Source organism: Arthrobacter saudimassiliensis (assembly GCF_059090665.1).
On sequence record NZ_JBNHFX010000002.1, the window covers coordinates 125,505 to 144,344 of the forward strand.

The 18,840-nt window shown below is 68.5% G+C and carries 14 protein-coding genes and 1 tRNA gene; 10 read left to right on the forward strand and 5 right to left on the reverse strand.

The window, feature by feature from the left end; all coding sequences use genetic code 11:
- The first annotated feature begins 22 nt into the window (after window positions 1–22).
- The 3 genes from dnaE (at window position 23) to nrdR (ending at window position 5,605) form a co-directional block, all read left to right on the forward strand.
- Entirely contained in the window at window positions 23–3,511 is a 3,489-nt protein-coding gene (gene dnaE / locus AC5RV6_RS07825) for a DNA polymerase III subunit alpha (RefSeq protein ID WP_494007377.1), read from the forward strand.
- Between the two features lie 54 nt (window positions 3,512–3,565).
- Window positions 3,566–4,912, forward strand: coding sequence for a histidinol dehydrogenase (gene hisD / locus AC5RV6_RS07830; protein ID WP_494006751.1), 1,347 nt, complete (start codon window positions 3,566–3,568; stop codon window positions 4,910–4,912).
- 195 nt (window positions 4,913–5,107) lie between these two features.
- Window positions 5,108–5,605 carry a transcriptional regulator NrdR gene (gene nrdR, locus AC5RV6_RS07835; protein ID WP_494006752.1) on the forward strand — a complete coding sequence of 166 codons (498 nt, stop codon included), beginning with the start codon at window positions 5,108–5,110 and terminating at the stop codon, window positions 5,603–5,605.
- 96 nt (window positions 5,606–5,701) lie between these two features.
- On the opposite strand, the gene ppgK is transcribed toward nrdR, so the two are convergent.
- On the reverse strand, window positions 5,702–6,502 hold the full coding sequence (gene ppgK / locus AC5RV6_RS07840) for a polyphosphate--glucose phosphotransferase (protein ID WP_494006753.1): 801 nt from the start codon (window positions 6,500–6,502) through the stop codon (window positions 5,702–5,704).
- Between the two features lie 42 nt (window positions 6,503–6,544).
- Window positions 6,545–7,423, reverse strand: coding sequence for a type I methionyl aminopeptidase (gene map, locus AC5RV6_RS07845; RefSeq protein ID WP_494006754.1), 879 nt, complete (start codon window positions 7,421–7,423; stop codon window positions 6,545–6,547).
- Window positions 7,424–7,511: 88 nt separating this feature from the next.
- Between map and AC5RV6_RS07850 the strand changes: the two genes are divergently transcribed.
- The gene (locus AC5RV6_RS07850) at window positions 7,512–7,688 is read left to right on the forward strand and encodes an SPOR domain-containing protein (RefSeq protein WP_494006755.1); all 177 of its coding nucleotides are present in this window, start codon (window positions 7,512–7,514) and stop codon (window positions 7,686–7,688) included.
- A 62-nt stretch (window positions 7,689–7,750) separates the two neighbouring features.
- Here AC5RV6_RS07850 and panB read toward each other — a convergent pair whose 3' ends face one another.
- A complete protein-coding gene (gene panB / locus AC5RV6_RS07855; RefSeq protein WP_494006756.1) occupies window positions 7,751–8,614 on the reverse strand; it encodes a 3-methyl-2-oxobutanoate hydroxymethyltransferase in 864 nt (287 codons plus the stop codon).
- Between the two features lie 175 nt (window positions 8,615–8,789).
- On the opposite strand from panB, the gene glnA (AC5RV6_RS07860) reads away from it, so the two are divergent.
- The 5 genes from glnA (AC5RV6_RS07860) to AC5RV6_RS07880 all read left to right on the forward strand — a co-directional run bounded on the left by glnA (AC5RV6_RS07860) (window position 8,790) and on the right by AC5RV6_RS07880 (window position 15,677).
- Entirely contained in the window at window positions 8,790–10,130 is a 1,341-nt protein-coding gene (glnA, locus tag AC5RV6_RS07860; RefSeq protein ID WP_494006757.1) for a type I glutamate--ammonia ligase, read from the forward strand.
- A gap of 11 nt (window positions 10,131–10,141) precedes the next feature.
- Window positions 10,142–13,147, forward strand: a complete 3,006-nt coding sequence (locus AC5RV6_RS07865; RefSeq protein WP_494006758.1) for a bifunctional [glutamine synthetase] adenylyltransferase/[glutamine synthetase]-adenylyl-L-tyrosine phosphorylase — start codon at window positions 10,142–10,144, stop codon at window positions 13,145–13,147.
- A 119-nt stretch (window positions 13,148–13,266) separates the two neighbouring features.
- Window positions 13,267–14,727: an amino acid ABC transporter substrate-binding protein/permease gene (locus tag AC5RV6_RS07870; protein ID WP_494006759.1), complete on the forward strand. Its 1,461-nt coding sequence runs from the start codon at window positions 13,267–13,269 to the stop codon at window positions 14,725–14,727.
- Entirely contained in the window at window positions 14,724–15,452 is a 729-nt protein-coding gene (locus AC5RV6_RS07875) for an amino acid ABC transporter ATP-binding protein (protein ID WP_494006760.1), read from the forward strand. The genes AC5RV6_RS07870 and AC5RV6_RS07875 overlap by 4 nt, the downstream gene beginning before the upstream one ends.
- Before the next feature lie 152 nt (window positions 15,453–15,604).
- Window positions 15,605–15,677: transfer RNA gene (locus AC5RV6_RS07880), tRNA-Lys, on the forward strand.
- A gap of 50 nt (window positions 15,678–15,727) precedes the next feature.
- Here the strand turns inward: AC5RV6_RS07880 and AC5RV6_RS07885 are convergent.
- On the reverse strand, window positions 15,728–16,639 hold the full coding sequence (locus AC5RV6_RS07885) for an oxidoreductase (protein WP_494006761.1): 912 nt from the start codon (window positions 16,637–16,639) through the stop codon (window positions 15,728–15,730).
- Window positions 16,640–16,700: 61 nt separating this feature from the next.
- Here AC5RV6_RS07885 and AC5RV6_RS07890 point away from each other — a divergent pair, with 61 nt between their 5' ends.
- The gene (locus AC5RV6_RS07890) at window positions 16,701–17,294 is read left to right on the forward strand and encodes a TetR/AcrR family transcriptional regulator (protein WP_494006762.1); all 594 of its coding nucleotides are present in this window, start codon (window positions 16,701–16,703) and stop codon (window positions 17,292–17,294) included.
- A gap of 89 nt (window positions 17,295–17,383) precedes the next feature.
- On the opposite strand, the gene glnA (AC5RV6_RS07895) is transcribed toward AC5RV6_RS07890, so the two are convergent.
- Complete coding sequence (glnA, locus tag AC5RV6_RS07895) at window positions 17,384–18,808, reverse strand: type I glutamate--ammonia ligase (protein ID WP_494006763.1); 1,425 nt, start codon at window positions 18,806–18,808, stop codon at window positions 17,384–17,386.
- Window positions 18,809–18,840 lie beyond the last annotated feature (32 nt).

Sequence of the window (18,840 nt, forward strand, 5' to 3'; positions counted from 1 at the left end):
GCACAACCACACCGAGTACTCGATGCTCGACGGCGCGGCCCGGCTGACCGACCTGTTCCAGCACGCCGAGGAACTGGGCATGAACGCCCTGGCCACCACCGACCACGGCTTCGTGTTCGGAGCCTTCGACTTCTGGAACAAGGCCCGCAACGCCGGGATCAAGCCCATCGTCGGCGTCGAGGCCTACCTGACGCCGGGCACCGCGCGGTCCGACAAGACCCGCGTGAAGTGGGGCGACGGCGGGCGCAACGACGTCTCCGGCGCAGGCGCCTACACCCACATGACCATGTGGGCCGAGTCCACCGAGGGCATGCACAACCTCTTCCGCATGTCCTCGCTCGCCTCGCTGGAGGGCTACCTCTACAAGCCGCGCATGGACCGGGACCTGCTGCAGACCTACGGCAAGGGCCTGATCGCCACCACGGGCTGCCCGTCGGGCGAAGTGCAGACCAAGCTGCGGCTGGGCCTCTACCAGGAGGCCCGCCAGGCCGCCTCGGACTTCCGGGACATCTTCGGCAAGGAGAACTTCTTCTGCGAGCTGATGGACCACGGACTGGACATCGAGCGCAACGTCCAGGCGGAGCTGATCAAGCTCGCCAAGGACCTGAACCTGCCGCTGGTGGCCACCAACGACCTGCACTACACGCACGCCGAAGACGCCAAGGCGCACGCGGCCCTGCTGTGCGTGCAGTCCGGCTCGACGCTGGCCGACCCCAAGCGGTTCAAGTTCGACGCCGACGAGTTCTACCTCAAGTCTCCGGCGGAGATGCGGGCCATTTTCCGTGACTACCCCGAGGCCTGCGACAACACCCTGCTGATCGCCGAGCGCTGCAACGTCGAGTTCGACACCAAGGCCAGCTACATGCCGCGCTTCCCCTGCCCGCCGGGGGAGAACGAGGAGTCCTGGTTCATCAAGGAGGTCGAGTCGGGGCTGCAGTACCGGTTCCCGAACGGCATCCCCGACGATGTGCGCAAGCAGGCAGAGTACGAAATCGGCATCATCGTCCAGATGGGCTTCCCGGGCTACTTCCTGGTCGTGGCCGACTTCATCAACTGGGCCAAGAACAACGGCATCCGGGTCGGTCCCGGCCGCGGTTCCGGCGCCGGCTCGATGGTCGCCTACGCCATGCGCATCACCGACCTGAACCCGCTGAACCACGGCCTGATCTTCGAGCGGTTCCTGAACCCCGACCGCGTCTCCATGCCCGACTTCGACGTCGACTTCGATGATCGGCGCCGTTCCGAGGTCATCCAGTATGTGACCGAGAAGTACGGCGCAGACCGCGTCTCGATGATCGTCACCTACGGCACCATCAAGGCCAAGCAGGCGCTGAAGGACTCCTCCCGGGTGATGGGCTACCCGTTCTCCGTGGGCGAGCGGCTGACGAAGGCGATGCCGCCGGACGTCATGGGCAAGGGCATCTCCCTGGCCGACGTGCACAACAAGGACGCCAAGCGCTACGGCGAGGCCGAGGAGCTGCGGGAGCTGCTCTCCAGCGACCCCGATTCGCAGAAGGTCTTCGAAACGGCCATCGGCCTGGAGGGGCTGAAGCGCCAGTGGGGCGTGCACGCCGCCGGCGTCATCATGTCCTCGCACCCGCTGATCGACATCATTCCGATCATGCGCCGCGAGCAGGACGGCCAGATCATCACGCAGTTCGACTACCCGACCTGCGAAGGCCTCGGCCTGATCAAGATGGACTTCCTGGGGCTGCGGAACCTCACGATCATTTCCGACGCCATCGAGAACATCAAGATGAACCAGGACGTCGACCTGGACCTTGAGCGGCTGGAGCTGGACGACAAAGCCTCCTACGAGCTGCTGGCCCGCGGCGACACGCTGGGCGTGTTCCAGCTCGACGGCGGGCCTATGCGGTCGCTGCTGAAGCTGATGCGCCCGGACAACTTCGAAGACATCTCCGCCGTCATCGCCCTCTACCGTCCGGGCCCGATGGGCGCGAACTCGCACACCAACTACGCCCTGCGAAAGACCGGCCAGCAGGAGATCACCCCGATCCACCCGGAGCTCGAGGAACCGCTGAAGGATATCCTCGACACGACCTACGGCCTGATCGTCTATCAGGAGCAGGTCATGGCCATCGCCCAGAAGGTGGCCGGCTTCTCGCTCGGCCAGGCGGACATCCTCCGCCGCGCCATGGGCAAGAAGAAGAAGTCGGAGCTGGACAAGCAGTACGCCGGCTTCCACCAGGGCATGGTGGACCGCGGCTACTCCGAGGCGGCCATCAAGGCGCTGTGGGACATCCTGCTGCCCTTCTCCGACTACGCCTTCAACAAGGCGCACTCCGCCGCCTACGGTCTCGTCTCCTACTGGACCGCCTATCTGAAGGCGCATTACCCGGTCGAATACATGGGCGCCCTGCTCACCTCAGTGGGTGATGACAAGGACAAGCTGGCCATGTACCTGAACGAGTGCCGGCACATGGGCATCACGGTGCTGCCGCCGGACGTCAACGAGTCGAGCCTGAACTTCACTCCGGTGGGCAAGGACATCCGCTTCGGCATGGGCGCGATCCGCAACGTGGGCGCCAACGTGGTCTCCGCGATGATCGGCGCCCGCGAGGAGAAGGGCGCCTTCACCTCGTTCAGCGACTTCCTGCACAAGGTTCCGGCCGTGGTCTGCAACAAGCGCACGATCGAATCCCTGATCAAGGCCGGCGCATTCGACTCGCTGGGCCACCCGCGGCGCGCGCTGGCGATGATCCACGAGGAAGCCGTCGATTCGGTGATCGTGCTCAAGCGGAACGAGGCGGCGAACCAGTTCGACCTGTTCAGCACCATGGATTTCGGCGGGGACGACGCCGGCTCCGGAGGCACGCTCAGCGTCGACGTCCCGGACCTGCCGGAATGGGACAAGAAGGACAAGCTGTCCTTCGAACGCGAAATGCTCGGCCTGTACGTCTCCGACCACCCGCTGCAGGGCCTCGAAGGCGTGCTCAGCCAGCATGCCGACGCCGGCATCACCCGCATCATCAGCGAGGAGGGCCCCGCCGACGGATCGATCGTCACCATCGCCGGCATGATCACCTCGCTGCAGCGCAGGATCGCCAAGAACAGCGGCAACGCCTACGCCCGCTGCGAGATCGAGGACCTCGGCGGGTCCATGGAGGTCATGTTCTTCGGCCAGGCCTACGCGCCGATCGCCACGGTGCTCGCGGAGGACCTGATCGTCGTCGTGCGCGGCCGGGTGCAGCGGCGCGACGACGGATCCGTGACCCTCAACGCCCAGGAGCTCAGCGTCCCCGACCTCAGCGACGGGCACTCCGGGCCGGTGGTGATCAACATGGCGACCTACAAGGCCACCGAGCCGGTGGTGAACCAGCTCGGCGACGTGCTGCGCACCCACCCGGGCACCTCCGAGGTGCTCATCCGGCTCAACGGCTCACGCAAAGTGGAGGTCATGAAGCTGGGCGTGGACCTGCGGGTGAATCCCACGCCGTCGCTGTTCGGCGACCTCAAGGTGCTGCTCGGCCCGGCCTGCCTCGACGGATAGGCCCGGCCGGTGTAACCGGGCGGCGTCCGTGCCCGCGGAAAGTAGAATGTCGGTGTGAGCACCTCTGCAGATACCTTCTCCGCTTTCCGCACCATCGACCTGCGCGGCCGCCGGCTGGACGCCGGCGCGCTGAAGGCGGCGATGCCCCGCGCGGAGACCACCTTCGACGGGGCCTCCGACGCCGTGGCCGGGATCATCGACGCCGTCCGCCGCGACGGCTTCGCCGCGCTGGCCGCCCTGGCGGAGCGCTTCGACGGGGTGGCGCAGCAGCATCCCCTGGTGCCCGCCGCGGCCCTGGAGACGGCGCTGGCCGAGCTGGATCCGGCCGTCCGGACGGCGCTGGAGGAGTCCATCCGCCGCGCCCGGATGTTCGCCGAAGCGCAGCGCCCCGCGGACGTTAACCTTGAGATCGGCCCCGGTGCACGGCTGACCCACCGCTGGCAGCCGGTCAACCGGGTGGGGCTGTACGTGCCCGGGGGACTGGCGGTCTACCCGTCGTCGGTGATCATGAACGTGGTGCCCGCGCAGGCCGCCGGCGTCGCATCCCTGGCTCTGGCTTCCCCGCCGCAGAAGGAGCACGGCGGGCTGCCGCACCCGACCATCCTCGCCGCAGCCAAACTGCTGGGCATCGACGAGGTCTACGCCGTCGGCGGCGCGCAGGCCATCGCCGCGTTTGCCTACGGGATACCGGCCTCCGACGCGGGGCCCGCCCTGGCGCCCGTGGACGTGGTGACCGGGCCGGGCAACGTCTTCGTCGCCACCGCGAAGCGGCTGGTCAAGGGCGTGGTGGGCATCGACTCCGAGGCCGGGCCCACCGAGATCGCCGTCCTGGCCGACGCCGACGCCGACCCACGGCTCATCGCCGCGGACCTCATCAGCCAGGCCGAGCATGACCCCAACGCCGCTTCGGTGCTGGTCACCGACTCCGAGGAGCTGGCCGCGGCGGTCCGCCGGGAACTGGCCGTGCAGGTGCCCGGGACCAAGCACAGCGAACGGGTGCGCACCGCGCTCTCCGGGCCGCAGTCCGGCGTCGTGCTGGTCTCCGACCTGGAGCAGGGCATCGCCGTCTCCAACGCCTACGGCGCGGAGCACCTGGAAATCCACACCGCCGACGCCGGGGCGGTCGCCGGGCGCATCCACTCGGCGGGGGCGATCTTCGTCGGCCCCTACAGCCCGGTGAGCCTGGGCGACTACTGCTCCGGCTCCAACCACGTCCTGCCGACGTCGGGAACCGCGGCGTTCGCCTCCGGGCTGAACGTGACGACCTTCCTGAAGGCCGTCCAGGTCATCGAGTACACCGAAGCGGCCCTCTCCGAAGTGCGCGGGCACGTGGTTGCCCTGTCCGCTGCCGAGGACCTGCCGGCGCACGGCGACGCGGTGCAGGTCCGTTTCGCCGGCTAAACCCATCATGTAGTAGTACCCACCACTACATGTAGTGTCACTTGGTTGTTTCCGGCAGTCCCGGACCCCTACAATGGCAGCGACCGGTCAAGGGCCCCGAACATTCCCGATCAGCCCCGGCCGGACCAGCCAGAAACCACCGACCAGCCGTCTCCGGGAAGCGCCCCGGGCGGCGGTACGGCGAAAGGACCACGCATGTACTGCCCGTTCTGCCGCAACGCGGATTCCCGCGTCGTGGACAGCCGGCTCGTCGATGACGGCTCGGCCATCCGGCGCCGGCGGCAATGCCCCGACTGCGGCCGGCGCTTCAGCACGGTGGAGACCACCAGCCTGTCCGTGATCAAGCGGTCCGGCGTTGCCGAGCCCTTCAGCCGCAGCAAGGTCATCAACGGCGTGCGGAAGGCCTGCCAGGGCCGTCCGGTCAGCGAGGACGACCTGGCCATGCTGGCCCAGGAGGTCGAGGAGAATATCCGGGCCAGCGGCGTGGCCGAAATTGACGCCCACGAGGTGGGCCTGGCCATCCTCCAGCCGCTGCAGCGGCTGGACCAGGTGGCGTATCTGCGCTTTGCGAGCGTCTACCAGGCGTTCGAATCCCTGGAGGACTTTGAAACCGCGATCCGGCAGCTGCGCGAGGAGGCCGCACGCGGCACCGGCGTTCCCGCCGGTGCGCAGCGGCCGCTGAGCGCCCGCTAGGACCACGGCCGGCGCCCGGCGGAAACGCCGCGCCGGGACAGCCGAAGGGCCCGGACTCCGCGATGGAGTCCGGGCCCTTCGGCTGTCCTGCCCGGTTCAGTCCAGGAGGTCGAAGTGCACGGCCGCCTGCAGGGCGGCGCCGACGATCCCGGCGTTGTTCTTCAGGTTCGCGGTGACCATGGGGGTCCGCAGGTCCAGCAGCGGCATGAAGTCCTCGCTGCGCTTGGAGATGCCGCCGCCGACAATGAACAGGTCGGGGGAGAAGAGGAACTCGACGTGGGAGAAGTAGCGCTGCAGGCGCTGCGCGTATTCCTCCCAGCCGATGTCGTCCCGTTCCCTGGCCGAGGCGGAGGCGCGCGACTCGGCGTCGACGCCGTCAATCTCCAGGTGGCCCAGTTCGGCGTTGGGGACGAGCCGGCCCTGGGAGATCAGCGCGGACCCGATGCCGGTGCCCAGGGTAATGACCAGCACGGTGCCGTCAATTCCCTTGCCGGCGCCGTAGCGGGCCTCGGCCAGGCCGGCCGCGTCGGCGTCGTTCATGACCTGCACCTCGCGGCCGAGGGCCTTGGTGAGCAGCGCGTCGACGTCGGTATCCACCCAGCTCTTGTCCACGTTGGCCGCGGAGCGGGCCACGCCGTGCTGGATGATGGCCGGGAAGGTGACACCGACCGGCACCTCGGGTCCGGGGCCGTCGGGGCGCGAGGAGAGCTCGGCCACGATCTGGGCGACGACGCCGGCCACCGCCTCCGGAACCGCGGGCTGCGGCGTCGGAATCCGGTACCGATCACCGATCAGCTTGCCCTTGTCCAGGTCGACGATGCCGCCCTTGATGCCGGTGCCGCCGATGTCGATGCCGATGACCGCCCTGGCGTGTTTGCTCTTGTGTTTCTTGGCCATGCTTCTCCCCTGCTTGCTTGTCGTGGCTGGCGCGTCTGCTCGTCAGGGCAGGGTCAGGATTTCGGCACCCGAATCCGTCACCAGCAGCGTGTGTTCGAACTGGGCGGTGCGGCGGCGGTCCTTGGTCAGCACGGTCCAGTTGTCGTCCCACATGTCCCACTCGATGGTGCCGAGCGTCAGCATTGGCTCAATGGTAAACACCATTCCCGGTTCGATGAGGCGGTTGTAGGCCGGCGCGGCGTCGTAATGCGGAATGATCAGCCCGGTGTGGAAGGCTTCACCGACCCCGTGGCCGGTGAAGTCGCGGACCACCCCGTAGCCGAAGCGCCTGGCGTAGGACTCGATGGTCCGGCCGATGACGTTGATTTCCCGGCCCGGGGCGACGGCCTTGATGGCCCGGCGCAGCGACTCCTGGGTGCGCTCCACCAGCAGGCGGGACTCCTCGTCCACATCACCCACGAGGAAGGTGAAGTTCGTGTCGCCGTGCACGCCGTCCTTGTAGGCGGTGATGTCGATGTTGATGATGTCCCCGTCCGCCAGCACCGTGCTGTCGGGGATGCCGTGGCAGATGACCTCGTTCACCGACGAGCAGAGCGACTTCGGGAAGCCGCGGTAGCCCAGCGTCGAGGGGTAGGCGCCGTTGGCGATGAGGAAGTCGTGACCGATGCGGTCCAGTTCGTCGGTGGTGACGCCGGGCCGGATGTGGCGGCCGACCTCCTGGATGGCCTGCGCGGCGATGCGCGACGCGGTGCGGATCCGGGCGATCGTTTCCGGCGTCTTGACCTCGGAGCCGGTGAACTTGGCCGGTGCCTGGCGGTCCACGTACTCCGGCCGGGGGATCGAGGCGGGAACCGGGCGGCGGGGGCTGACGGTTCCGGGCTGCAGGCGGCCGACGGGTGCGGTGGCGACGTTGTGGGGCATACCATCGATCTTATCGCCAGCGGCAGAGCCCGCGGCATGGGGGCCGGCCGCCCCCGGGTCCCGTCCCCGAGCTTTACGGAGGTTCCGCATGGCGGAGTACTGGTACAACGTCGTCACCCATGAGGTCGAGAAGGGGCCGCAGTCGGACTGGCGGAAGCTGATCGGCCCCTATCCCACGCGCGAGGAGGCGGAGCAGGCCCTGGAGAAGGTCCGGGCCCGCAACGAAAAGTGGGATGAGGAGGACGAGGAGAACCGGTTCTTCTAGCTCCGGTCCGGTGTCCCGGGTCCGCCTCCGGTGGAGGGCGGGCCCGGCAGCTGCGGCGGGGGCTAGAAGCTGTGCTCCGGGCCCGGGAACGTGCCGGAGCGCACCTCGTCCGCGTAGCTGCGGGCGGCGTCGGTGAGCAGCGTGCGGACGTCCGCGAACTGCTTGACGAACCGGGGCGTCCGGCCCTCGCCCATCCCCGCCATGTCCTGCCAGACCAGCACCTGCCCGGTGGTGGCGTTGCCGGCGCCGATGCCGATCGTGGGCACCGGGACCGCGGCGTCGACGGCGGCCGCGACCTCGGCGGGGACCATTTCCATCAGCACGCAGAAGGCCCCGGCTTCGGCCAGGGCGACGGCGTCGTCGATGACCTGCTGCGCGGCGTCGCCGCGGCCCTGGACGCGGTAGCCGCCCAGGGAGTGTTCGCTCTGCGGGGTGAAGCCCACATGCGCCATCACCGGAATGCCGGCGGCCGTCATGGCCCGGACGTGTTCGGCGTAGTGCCGCCCGCCCTCCATCTTCACGGCGTGCACCAGGCCTTCCTTCATCAGCCGCACCGAGGACCCGATGGCCTGGGCGGGGGAGACCTCGTAGCTGCCGAAGGGCAGGTCGGCCACGACCAGCGCCCGGGACGCGCCGGCGGTCACTGCCCGGCAGAACACCAGCATCTCGTCCAGGGTGATGGGCAGGGTGGTGGCATGGCCCATCACGTTGTTCGCGGCCGAGTCTCCGACCAGCAGCACTTCAATGCCCGCGGCGTCGAAGATGCCTGCGGTGTACTGGTCGTAGGAGGTCAGCATGGCGAACCGGCCGCCGCTGTCCTTGATCTGCTGCAGGTGGAAGGTACGCATCCGGCGCGGGGCGGCGGCGGACGCCGCGGGCGCACCCTGCGCGCCTGAGTAGGGTGCGGGCTGTTCTTGGCTGCTCATGCTGCCCAGCCTAGCGGCAGCAGGGCGCCGGAGCGGCGTTCGGCCGATGTAACCTGCCGTCGCCGCCGGCGGCGGCGGCATGATCCGGCCGGTCCCGCCGGTAGAGTGAGGACAGGTTGAGCACGCCGGATCTGCCGGCGCCTCGGGAAGACGATTCAGACGGAAAGAGGTAGGGATGAACCGCCAGCAGGAATTCGTTCTGCGCACCATCGAAGAGCGCGATGTCCGGTTTGTGCGGTTGTGGTTCACCGACGTCGTCGGCTCGCTGAAATCGGTGGCGCTGGCGCCTGCCGAAGTCGAGGGAGCGTTCGAGGAGGGCCTCGGCTTCGACGGATCCTCCATCGAGGGCCTGGCCCGCGTGTTCGAGTCCGACATGCTGGTGGAGCCGGACCCGTCAACGTTCCAGATCCTGCCCTGGCGCGGCGAGCAGGAGCAGACCTCGCGCATGTTCTGCGACATCCTCACCCCCGACGGTCAGCCCTCCGCGGCGGATCCGCGCAACGTGCTCAAGCGCCAGCTGGCCAAGGCCGCCGACATGGGGTTCACCTGCTACACCCATCCCGAGATCGAGTTCTACCTGCTGCGCTCGGACGCGATCGGGCCGAACGGTGAACCGGAGCCGGTGGACCAGGGCGGCTACTTCGATCACGTCCCCGGCGGCGTCGCCCAGGACTTCCGCCGCCGCGCGGTGTCCATGCTCGAGGCCGTGGGGATCTCCGTGGAGTTCAGCCACCACGAGGCCGGTCCCGGCCAGAACGAGATCGACCTTCGCTACGCCGACGCCCTGCAGACCGCCGACAACATCATGACCTTCCGCACGGTGATCAAGGAGGTGGCGCTGATGACCGACTGCTACGCCACCTTCATGCCCAAGCCGTTCTCGGACCACCCCGGTTCGGGCATGCACACCCACTTCTCGCTCTTCGAGGGAGACACCAACGCCTTCTTCGAAGCCGGCGCGGAGTACCAGCTCTCCAAGACCGCCCGCCAGTTCATGGCCGGGATCATGCGCCACGCGCCGGAGTTCACCGCCGTCACCAACCAGTTCGTGAACTCCTACAAGCGGCTCTGGGGCGGCGGGGAAGCTCCCAGCTACGTGTCCTGGGGCCACAACAACCGCTCCGCTCTGCTGCGCGTGCCGCTGTACAAGCCGAACAAGGGTCAGTCCGCCCGCATCGAGTACCGCGGCATCGACTCCGCCGCGAACCCCTACCTGTCCTACGCGGTGCTGCTGGGCGCCGGGCTGAAGGGCATCGAGGAAGGCTACGAGCTGCCTCCGGGCGCCGAGGACGACATCGACAGCCTGTCGCCGGCCGAGCGCCGCGCGATGGGCCACGACCCGCTGCCGGCGAGCCTGCACGACGCCGTCCGCACCATGGAGGACTCCGAGCTGGTCGCCGGGATCCTCGGCGAGCAGGTCTTCGAATCCTTCCTCCGCAACAAGCGCGCGGAGTGGAACGAGTACCGGCACCACGTCACCCAGTTCGAGCTGAAGAAGAACCTGGGCATCCTCTAGGAGGAGTGACCATGAGCCTGACCAGGCGCCTGATTGCGGCCGGATTCGCCGACCTCGACAAGGGCTCGCGGTTCCTTGCCGCGCGCGAGCTGGAAGGCATCGACGACGACGCCCTGTTCGCCGGGCTGGCCTGCGCGGCCAGCCCGGATGCCGCGCTGTTCGGGCTGGTGCGGCTGCTGGAGCGCCGCCCGGACCTCGCAGCCGTGGTGAATGCGGGCGTCGATGAATCCGAGGCGCTGTTCCGGGTGCTCGGCGCCTCCGAGGCCCTGGGCGAGTTCATGGTCCGCCACCCCGAGGCAGCCGACGCCGCGCTGGTTCCGCTGCGCGCCGAACCGTCGGCCGTGCCCGCGGACCGGCTCCGCGCCTCGCTGCTGCACGCCGTGCAGGCGAGCGTGGTGCCCAACCCCGTGGCAGGCACCTCCGGGCCGGAGGCCTGGGCTGCCCTGCGTACCGCCTACCGGCGGCACCTGGTGGATCTGGCCGTGCGGGACCTGGGCGCGGCGTCCCCCACCGACGCGATGCCCGCCGTCGGGCAGGAACTGGCCGACCTGGCCGCCGCTGCCCTCGAAGCCGCCCTCGCGGTGGCGCGGGCCGAACTCGCCGCCCAGTACGAGCCGCAGGACATCGCGGCGGTGCGCCTGGCCGTGATCGGCATGGGCAAGTGCGGGGCGGGGGAGTTGAACTACATCTCCGACGTGGACGTCATCTACGTCATTGACGCCCCAGGACTGGACGAGTCCCTCGCCGCGCGCATCGGCACCGCCCTGGCCTCCGGAATCGCCCGGGTGATCAACTCCCCGGCGGCCGAACCCGGGCTCTGGGAAGTGGACGCGAACCTGCGGCCCGAAGGACGCGACGGGCCGCTGGTGCGCACCCTCGACTCGCACCTGAACTATTACCGCCGGTGGGCCCAGACCTGGGAGTTCCAGGCCCTGCTGAAGGCCCGCGCCGTCGCCGGCGACCTGGACCTCGGCCGGCGTTACGAGGAGGCCGTCGCACCGCTGATCTGGTCCAGCTCCGAGCGGGAGGGGTTCGTGGACTCGGTGCGCGCCATGCGCCGCCGCGTCACCGAGCACATCCCGCCGGCGGAGGCATCGCGGCAGCTGAAACTGGGCACCGGCGGCCTGCGCGACGTGGAGTTCACCGTCCAGCTGCTGCAGCTCGTGCACGGCCGGGTGGACGAAACGCTGCGGCTGCGCAGCACCACCGCTGCGATCGCGGCCCTGAACGAGGGCGGGTACATCAGCCGCGAGGACGCCGTCGACTTCGACGCGGCCTACCGCTGGCTGCGCGTGCTCGAACACCGCATCCAGATGACGCAGATGCGCCGCACCCACCTGATGCCCGAGAGCGAGGACGCACTGCGCGCCCTGGACAAGGCCGCCTCGGGTTCACTGACCCGGGTGCGCCCGTCAGCCCAGCGGCTCACCGAGGAATGGATGCGCATCCGCCGGCGGGTCCGCGGCCTGCACGAGAGCATCTTCTACCGCCCGCTGCTGAACACCGCCGCCAACCTCAGCGACGACGAGGTGCGGCTGACCCCGGAGGCCGCACAGGCACGGCTCGCGGCCCTGGGCTACGCCGACCCCAAGGGCGCCATGCGCCACATCGAGGCGCTGACGAACGGCGTCACCCGCCGCGCCCGGCTCCAGCGGCACCTGCTGCCGGTCCTGCTGGGCTGGCTGGCCGACGGCGTGGACCCCGACGCCGGCCTGCTCGGGTTCCGGCGGCTCAGCGAATCCCTCGGGGACTCCCACTGGTACCTGGGCATGCTGCGGGACTCCGCGGCCGCCGGGGAACGGCTGTGCAGCATCCTGTCCTCCAGCCGGTTCATCACCGATCTGCTGGAGGTCTCGCCCGAGGCGGCGGCATGGCTCGGCACCGACAAGGACCTGGTCCCGCGGTCCTTCGACGCCCAGTGGCAGGAAATCCGCGCCAAGGTGGCCCGGCATCCGGAAGCGGGAGAGGCCATCCGCCTGGTCAGGCTGATCCGACGCCGGGAAATGCTGCGCATCGCCATTGCCGACAGCGCCCGGCTGCTGACCCAGGAGGAGGTGGGCAGGGCCCTTTCGGACGCCGACCGGGCCGCCGTCACGGGAGCCCTCCACATCGCCGAGCTCGAGGAGTACCGCAGCACGCCCGCCCTGACCGACCTGCTGGTGGTCGCCATGGGCCGGCAGGGCGGGCGGGAGATCGGCTACGGCTCCGACGCGGACGTGCTCTTCGTGCACCGGCCGCATCCCGGCGTCGAGGCCGCCGCGGCGCAGGCGCAGGCGGAACGGCTGGTGACCCGCCTCTCGGCCCTGCTGCAGCAGCCGGTCACCCCCGCCGTGCTGGCCGAACGCACCCTGAGCCTGGACGCCGCGCTGCGGCCGGAGGGCCGCAACGGTCCGATGGTGCGCTCCCTGGACTCCTACCGCGAGTACTACCAGCGCTGGTCCCTGATCTGGGAGGCACAGGCCCTCCTGCGGGCACGGCAGATGGCCGGCAACGATGAACTGGGCGCGGACTTCCTGAAGATGGTTGACCCGGTGCGGTACCCGGAGCACCTCTCGGAGGAGGACGCACGCGAAATCCGGCGGGTGAAGGCCAGGGTGGAAGCCGAGCGCCTGCCCCGGGGGGCGGACCCCTCGCGGCACCTGAAACTGGGCCGCGGCGGGCTGACCGACGTGGAGTGGCTGGTGCAGCTGCTCCAGCTGCAGCATGCCCATGCCCGGCCCGCGCTGCGGACCACCGCCACGCTTCCGGCGCTGGACGCCATCGAGGACGCCGGGCTGCTGCCGGCCGAGGATGTGCAGACCCTGCGGGAGGCCTGGCAGCTGGCCGGAAGGATTCGTAGCGCAAATGTTATCCGGGGCGGACGGAACCCCGACGTGCTGCCCGCATCCCGCCGCGACCTGGACGCCGTAGCCCGCTGGTGCGGTTATTCCGCAGGTCAGGGCGGGGTTCTGGAGGAGGACTACCTCCGCCTGACCCGCCGCGCCCGGCACGTGTTCGAAGACCGTTTCTACGGCTGAGCGGCTCTGCGGGCGGTTCCGGCGGCCCTGCCGGTTCGTTGCAGCGGCCTGAGGCTCGGTAGGCTCTAGGAGGTTTTTCAGCGGTCCGCCGACCGCGATCCAGAGCTAGGAGAAACACTTTGCACAGCGGAAAACGGGCCCTGACCGGCCCGGCACGCCTGGCTGCGCCGCTGGTTGCCGTTCTGGCCGCCTTCGCGCTGCTGCTGGGACTGCCGGCACCAGGGGCACACGCCGCCGAGACAGCCGAAGGCAAAACCTTCGTCATCGGCACCGACACCACGTTCGCTCCCTTCGAGTTCCGCCAGGACGGCGAACTCGTGGGCATCGACATGGACCTGATCAACGAGATCGCCGAGAACCAGGGCTTCACCGTGGAAGTCCGCTCGCTTGGCTTCGACGCCGCGCTGCAGGCACTGCAGTCCAACCAGGTCGACGGCGTGATCGCCGGCATGTCCATCACCGACGACCGCCGGCAGATCTTCGATTTCTCGGATCCGTACTTCGAGTCCGGCGTCCAGATGGCCGTGGCCGAGAACAATGACGAGGTCGGCGGCTACGAGGACCTCGAAGGCAAGCGGGTGGCGGTCAAGACCGGCACCGAAGGACAGACCTTCGCCGAGTCCATTGCGGATGAGTACGGGTTCGAGGTCATCGCCTTCGCCCAGTCGGCGCAGATGTACGACGACGTGAAGTCCGGCGCCTCCGTGGCCGTCTTCGATGACTACCCGGTGCTGGCGTACGGCATCAAGTCCGGCAACGGGCTGAAGACCGTCACCGAGAAGGAAGCCGGCAGCTCCTACGGGTTCGCCGTCAACAAGGACGCCAATCCGGAGCTGCTCGCCGCCTTCAACGAGGGGCTCGCCGAGCTGCAGGACAGCGGCCGCTACCAGGAGATCCTGGACACCTACCTCGACGCCGGCGCCGCCGACACCAGCTTCTGGGCCCTGCTTAAGGACAACGCCCCGGCCTTTGCCAAGGGCCTGGGACTGACCCTGCTGGCCACCGCCCTCTCGCTGTTCTTCGCCCTGATCCTGGGCGTGATCTTCGGCTTCTTCAAGGTCAGCGCCAACCGCATCCTGCGCGGCCTCGCCACCGCGTACGTGAGCATCTTCCGCGGCACTCCGGTGCTGGTGCAGGCGTTCTTCTTCTACTTCGGCCTGCCGCAGATCATCGGACAGCCGGTGGACGTGCTGACCGCCGGCGTGCTGACCCTGAGCCTGAACGCCGGCGCCTACATGACCGAGATCGTGCGCGGCGGCATCCAGTCCGTGGATCCGGGCCAGATGGAGGCGGCCCGCAGCCTGGGCCTGGGCTACGGCAAGACCATGCAGAAGGTCATCGTTCCGCAGGCCGTGAAGATCATGACGCCCTCGTTCATCAACCAGTTCGTCATCACCCTGAAGGACACCTCGCTGCTGGCCGTCATCGGCTTCGCGGAGCTGACCTACCAGGCCCAGCAGATCTACGCGGTCAACTTCCGCACCGCCGAGGTCCTGCTGATCATCGCCGCCCTGTACTTCATCGTCATCACGCTGCTGACCCAGCTGGCGAACGTGCTGGATAAGAGGTTCAACAAGTGAACAAGATCGACGTTCGAGGGCTGAAGAAGTCCTACGGATCCAATGAAGTCCTCAAGGGCATCGACGCGGCGGTGGCCGAGGGCGAGGTGGTGTGCGTCATCGGGCCCTCCGGCTCGGGCAAATCGACGTTCCTGCGGTGCCTGAACAAGCTCGAGGACATCACCGCCGGCACCGTGGCGGTGGACGGGTTCGACCTGACCGACCCGAAGGTGAACCTGAACGAAGTGCGCCAGCACATCGGCATGGTCTTCCAGCACTTCAACCTGTTCCCGCACATGACCGTGCTGGAGAACATCATGCTGGCCCCGGTGGAGCTGAAGAAGGGCCCGAAGGCGGAGATTCGCCAGCGAGCCCTGGGCCTGCTGGACCGGGTGGGGCTGGCCGACAAGGCCGATGCCCGCCCCGCGCAGCTCTCCGGCGGCCAGAAGCAGCGCGTTGCGATCGCCCGTGCCCTGGCCATGCAGCCGGACATCATGCTCTTCGACGAGGCCACCAGCGCGCTGGACCCGGAGATGGTGGGCGAGGTGCTGCAGGTCATCCGCGACCTCGCCAGGGACGGGATGACCATGGTTGTGGTCACCCACGAGATGGGCTTCGCCCGTGAGGTGGCGGACCGGGTCATCTTCATGGCGGACGGCTACATCGTGGAGGAGAACGTCCCCGCGGAGCTGTTCGACCACCCGCAGGCTCCCCGCCTGCAGGACTTCCTGGCCAAGGTCCTCTAGGCCCGCAGCCTTGGCGATGACAGCGGCGCGTTCCCCCACCAGGGGAGCGCGCCGCCGTCGTACCGGGGAAGCCGTCGGCCGGGCTCCGCCGATTGGGAGATCCGACAGGGGGATGGTAGAGTTATTCGTCGTTGCGGTTCGCCGCAAAGCATGCGCCTCTAGCTCAACTGGCAGAGCAATTGACTCTTAATCAATGGGTTCCGGGTTCGAGTCCCGGGGGGCGCACAGACTGAGAAAAACCCCGCCCGGCTGCAGCCGGGCGGGGTTTTTGGTCTCTAGGCCTGCGGCTGCACGGCGGCGTCGCCGGTCAACGGGAATCGGACGCCGGTAAGCCCTTCGGATACGTCCCACAGCCGTGCAGCGGTGCCGGCATCTGTGGCCTCGGCTGAGCGGGCGACCGGGCCCGCGGCGCCACGCATTCCTCCTAGGCGGCTGGGTCCCAGAAAGCCGCCGGCTGGAATGTCGCCTGTGGCAGCGAGCAGGGTCGGAAGGGCGCCGCCCTCGGGGCCGTGAGCGAGGAGCGCCGTGGCACGTGACAGCAGGGCGTCGAGGAGTCGGTTCCCGCTGGTCATCCGGAACCCTGTGGAGGCCCAGCCCGGATGGACCGCAGCAGCGATCACGGGGGAGCCGGCCGCCGTCAGGCGCCGCTGGAGTTCCGCCGTGAACAGCAGGTTGGCCAGTTTGGACTGGCCGTACGCCGCAAACGGGCGATAGCGGCGGCGTTCCCACTGCAGGTCGCCGAAGTCGAGCCGGGCTCCCCGATAGGCGGTGGAGGAGACGGTCACGACCCGGTCGGTGATGCGGTCCAGGAGAAGGTTCGTCAGCGCGAAGTGGCCGAGGTGGTTGACTCCGAATTGGCTTTCAAACCCGTCCTCGGTCTGCCTGCGGTCAGCTGTCATGAAGCCGGCGTTGTTGACAAGAACGTCGATCGGCCCCCGAAGAGATCCGGCAAACTCCCGGATCGAGGTCTGGGAGGCCAGGTCCAGCCGGCCGACGTCGGAATGGCCGCCGATGGCGCGGGCCGCCGCGCGGCCCTTGGCAGGGTCCCGGACGGCGAGGATCACGTGTGCTCCCCGTGCGGCGAGGGCGGCGGCCGCAGCCAGGCCGATGCCGCTGGCGCCTCCGGTGACAACGGCGGTACGGCCGGTCTGGTCGGGTATCTGCAAGGGTGAGGAGAGGGTAGCCATGGCGTTAAAGTAGCCACTGGAAACAATGTAGTCAATGGGAACCACTTGCTATTCTGACGACATGACCGGTTCCCGTCCCTACCACCACGGCAATCTGCGGCAGGCGGTGCTGAACGGGGCGGTAGCTAAGCTTCGGGAGAAGGCGGCGGGGGAGCTTTCCCTCCGGGAACTCGCCGCCGAGATCGGTGTCAGTCACGCCGCTCCGCGCCGCTGGTATCCGGATCGCCAGGCGTTGCTCGACGCCCTTGCCGTTGAGGGCTTTGCCCGGCTCGGTGCCCGGATGGGCGAGGCAGCAGCAGGAGCGGGCGGCCACGAGGACCGGATCCGCGCGCTTGCGCACGCCTATCTCGGCTTCGCGGCTGCCGAACCGAACCTCGTCGAACTGATGTTCGCCCACGAACGCGGGCCGGGCGGCGACGCCATCGCCCGTAAGGCGGCCGAGGCCTTCGCCCCCATCCAGGCGGTGTTTGCGCAGGCGTCAGGGGCCGCTGACGAGCAGGATGCCCGGCCGGCGGCCCTGACCTTCCTCGCAACTATCCAGGGCCTCGCGGCGCTCATGAGCTGCGGCGTCGTCGGCCCTGACGAGCACGACGCGCTGGTCCTTGAGGCGGTGGGCCGTTTCGCCCCGCCACCTGGTACAGGCAAGGGGACCTAGGGCAGGGAAGCGGAAAGTCCCCGCCTCCTGCCGAAGGGCGGGAGACGGGGACTTTCGGCGATCAGTGCCGGCCCGGGGCCGGAACGGGATCAGCAGCCGTAGTAGAGCTCGAACTCGTAGGGGTTCGGGCGCAGCAGCAGCGGCTTGATCTCGTTCTCGCGCTTGTACTCGATCCAGGTGTCGATCAGGTCCTGGGTGAATACCCCGCCGGCCTGCAGGAACTCGTTGTCGGCCTCGAGGGCGTCCAGCGCCTCCTCCAGCGAGCCCGGGGCCTTCTTGATGTTCTTGGCCTCTTCAGCGGGCAGCTCGTAGAGGTCCTTGTCGATCGGGGCCTCCGGCTCGATGCGGTTGCGGATGCCGTCCAGGCCGGCCATCAGCTGCGCAGCGAAGGCCAGGTACGGGTTGGAGGAGGGGTCCGGAGCGCGGAACTCGATGCGCTTGGCCTTCGGGTTCGAGCCGGTGATCGGAATGCGGATGCCGGCGGAGCGGTTGCCCTGCGAGTAGACCATGTTCACCGGAGCCTCGAAGCCCTTGACCAGGCGGCGGTAGGAGTTGACCGTCGGGTTGGTGAAGGCCAGGACCGCGGAGGAGTGGGCCAGCAGGCCGCCGATGTACCAGCGGGCGATGTCGGAGAGACCGGCGTAGCCCTTCTCGTCGTAGAACAGCGGCTCGCCGCCGTTCCACAGCGACTGGTGGCAGTGCATGCCGGAGCCGTTGTCACCGAAGATCGGCTTCGGCATGAAGGTCGCCGACTTGCCCCAGGCGTTGGAGACGTTCTTGACGATGTACTTGAACTTCAGCAGCGCATCAGCGGCGTGCGTCAGGGTGGTGAACTTGTAGTTGATCTCCGCCTGGCCGGCGCCGCCGACCTCGTGGTGGGAGCGCTCGACCTCGAGGCCGGCCTTGTCCAGCTCCACGCAGATCGCGTCGCGCAGGTCGGCCTGCTTGTCGACGGGGGAGACGGGGAAGTAGCCGCCCTTGAAGGGAGTCTTGTTGCCCAGGTTTCCGCCGGCCTCCTCGCGGCCGGTGTTCCACGGAGCCTCGATGGAATCGACCTTGTAGAAGCTGCCCTCCGGCTTGGACTCGTACTGGACGTTGTCGAAGATGAAGAACTCGGCCTCGGGGGCGAAGAAAGCGGTATCGGCGATGCCGGTCGACGCCAGGTAGGCCTCGGCACGCTCGGCGACGCCGCGCGGATCACGGTGGTAGGGCTCACCGGTGCGCGGGTTCACGATGGAGAAGTTCAGGGCCAGGGTCTTCTCGACGCGGAAGGGGTCGATGAAGGCGGTGGTCACATCGGGAATCAGCTGCATGTCCGACTCGGCGATGCCCTGGAAGCCGCGGATGGAGGACCCGTCGAAGAGCTGGCCGTTCACGAAGAAGTCCGCGTCGACGGTCTTGGCGGGGACGTTGAAGTGCTGCTGCACGCCCGGCAGGTCGGTGAACCGGATGTCGACAAACTTCACATCTTCTTCGGCGATGAACTGGAGGACCTCGTCCGCGTTCTTGAACATCGTTTCTGTGCTCCTTTTACCTGTATGGGTGG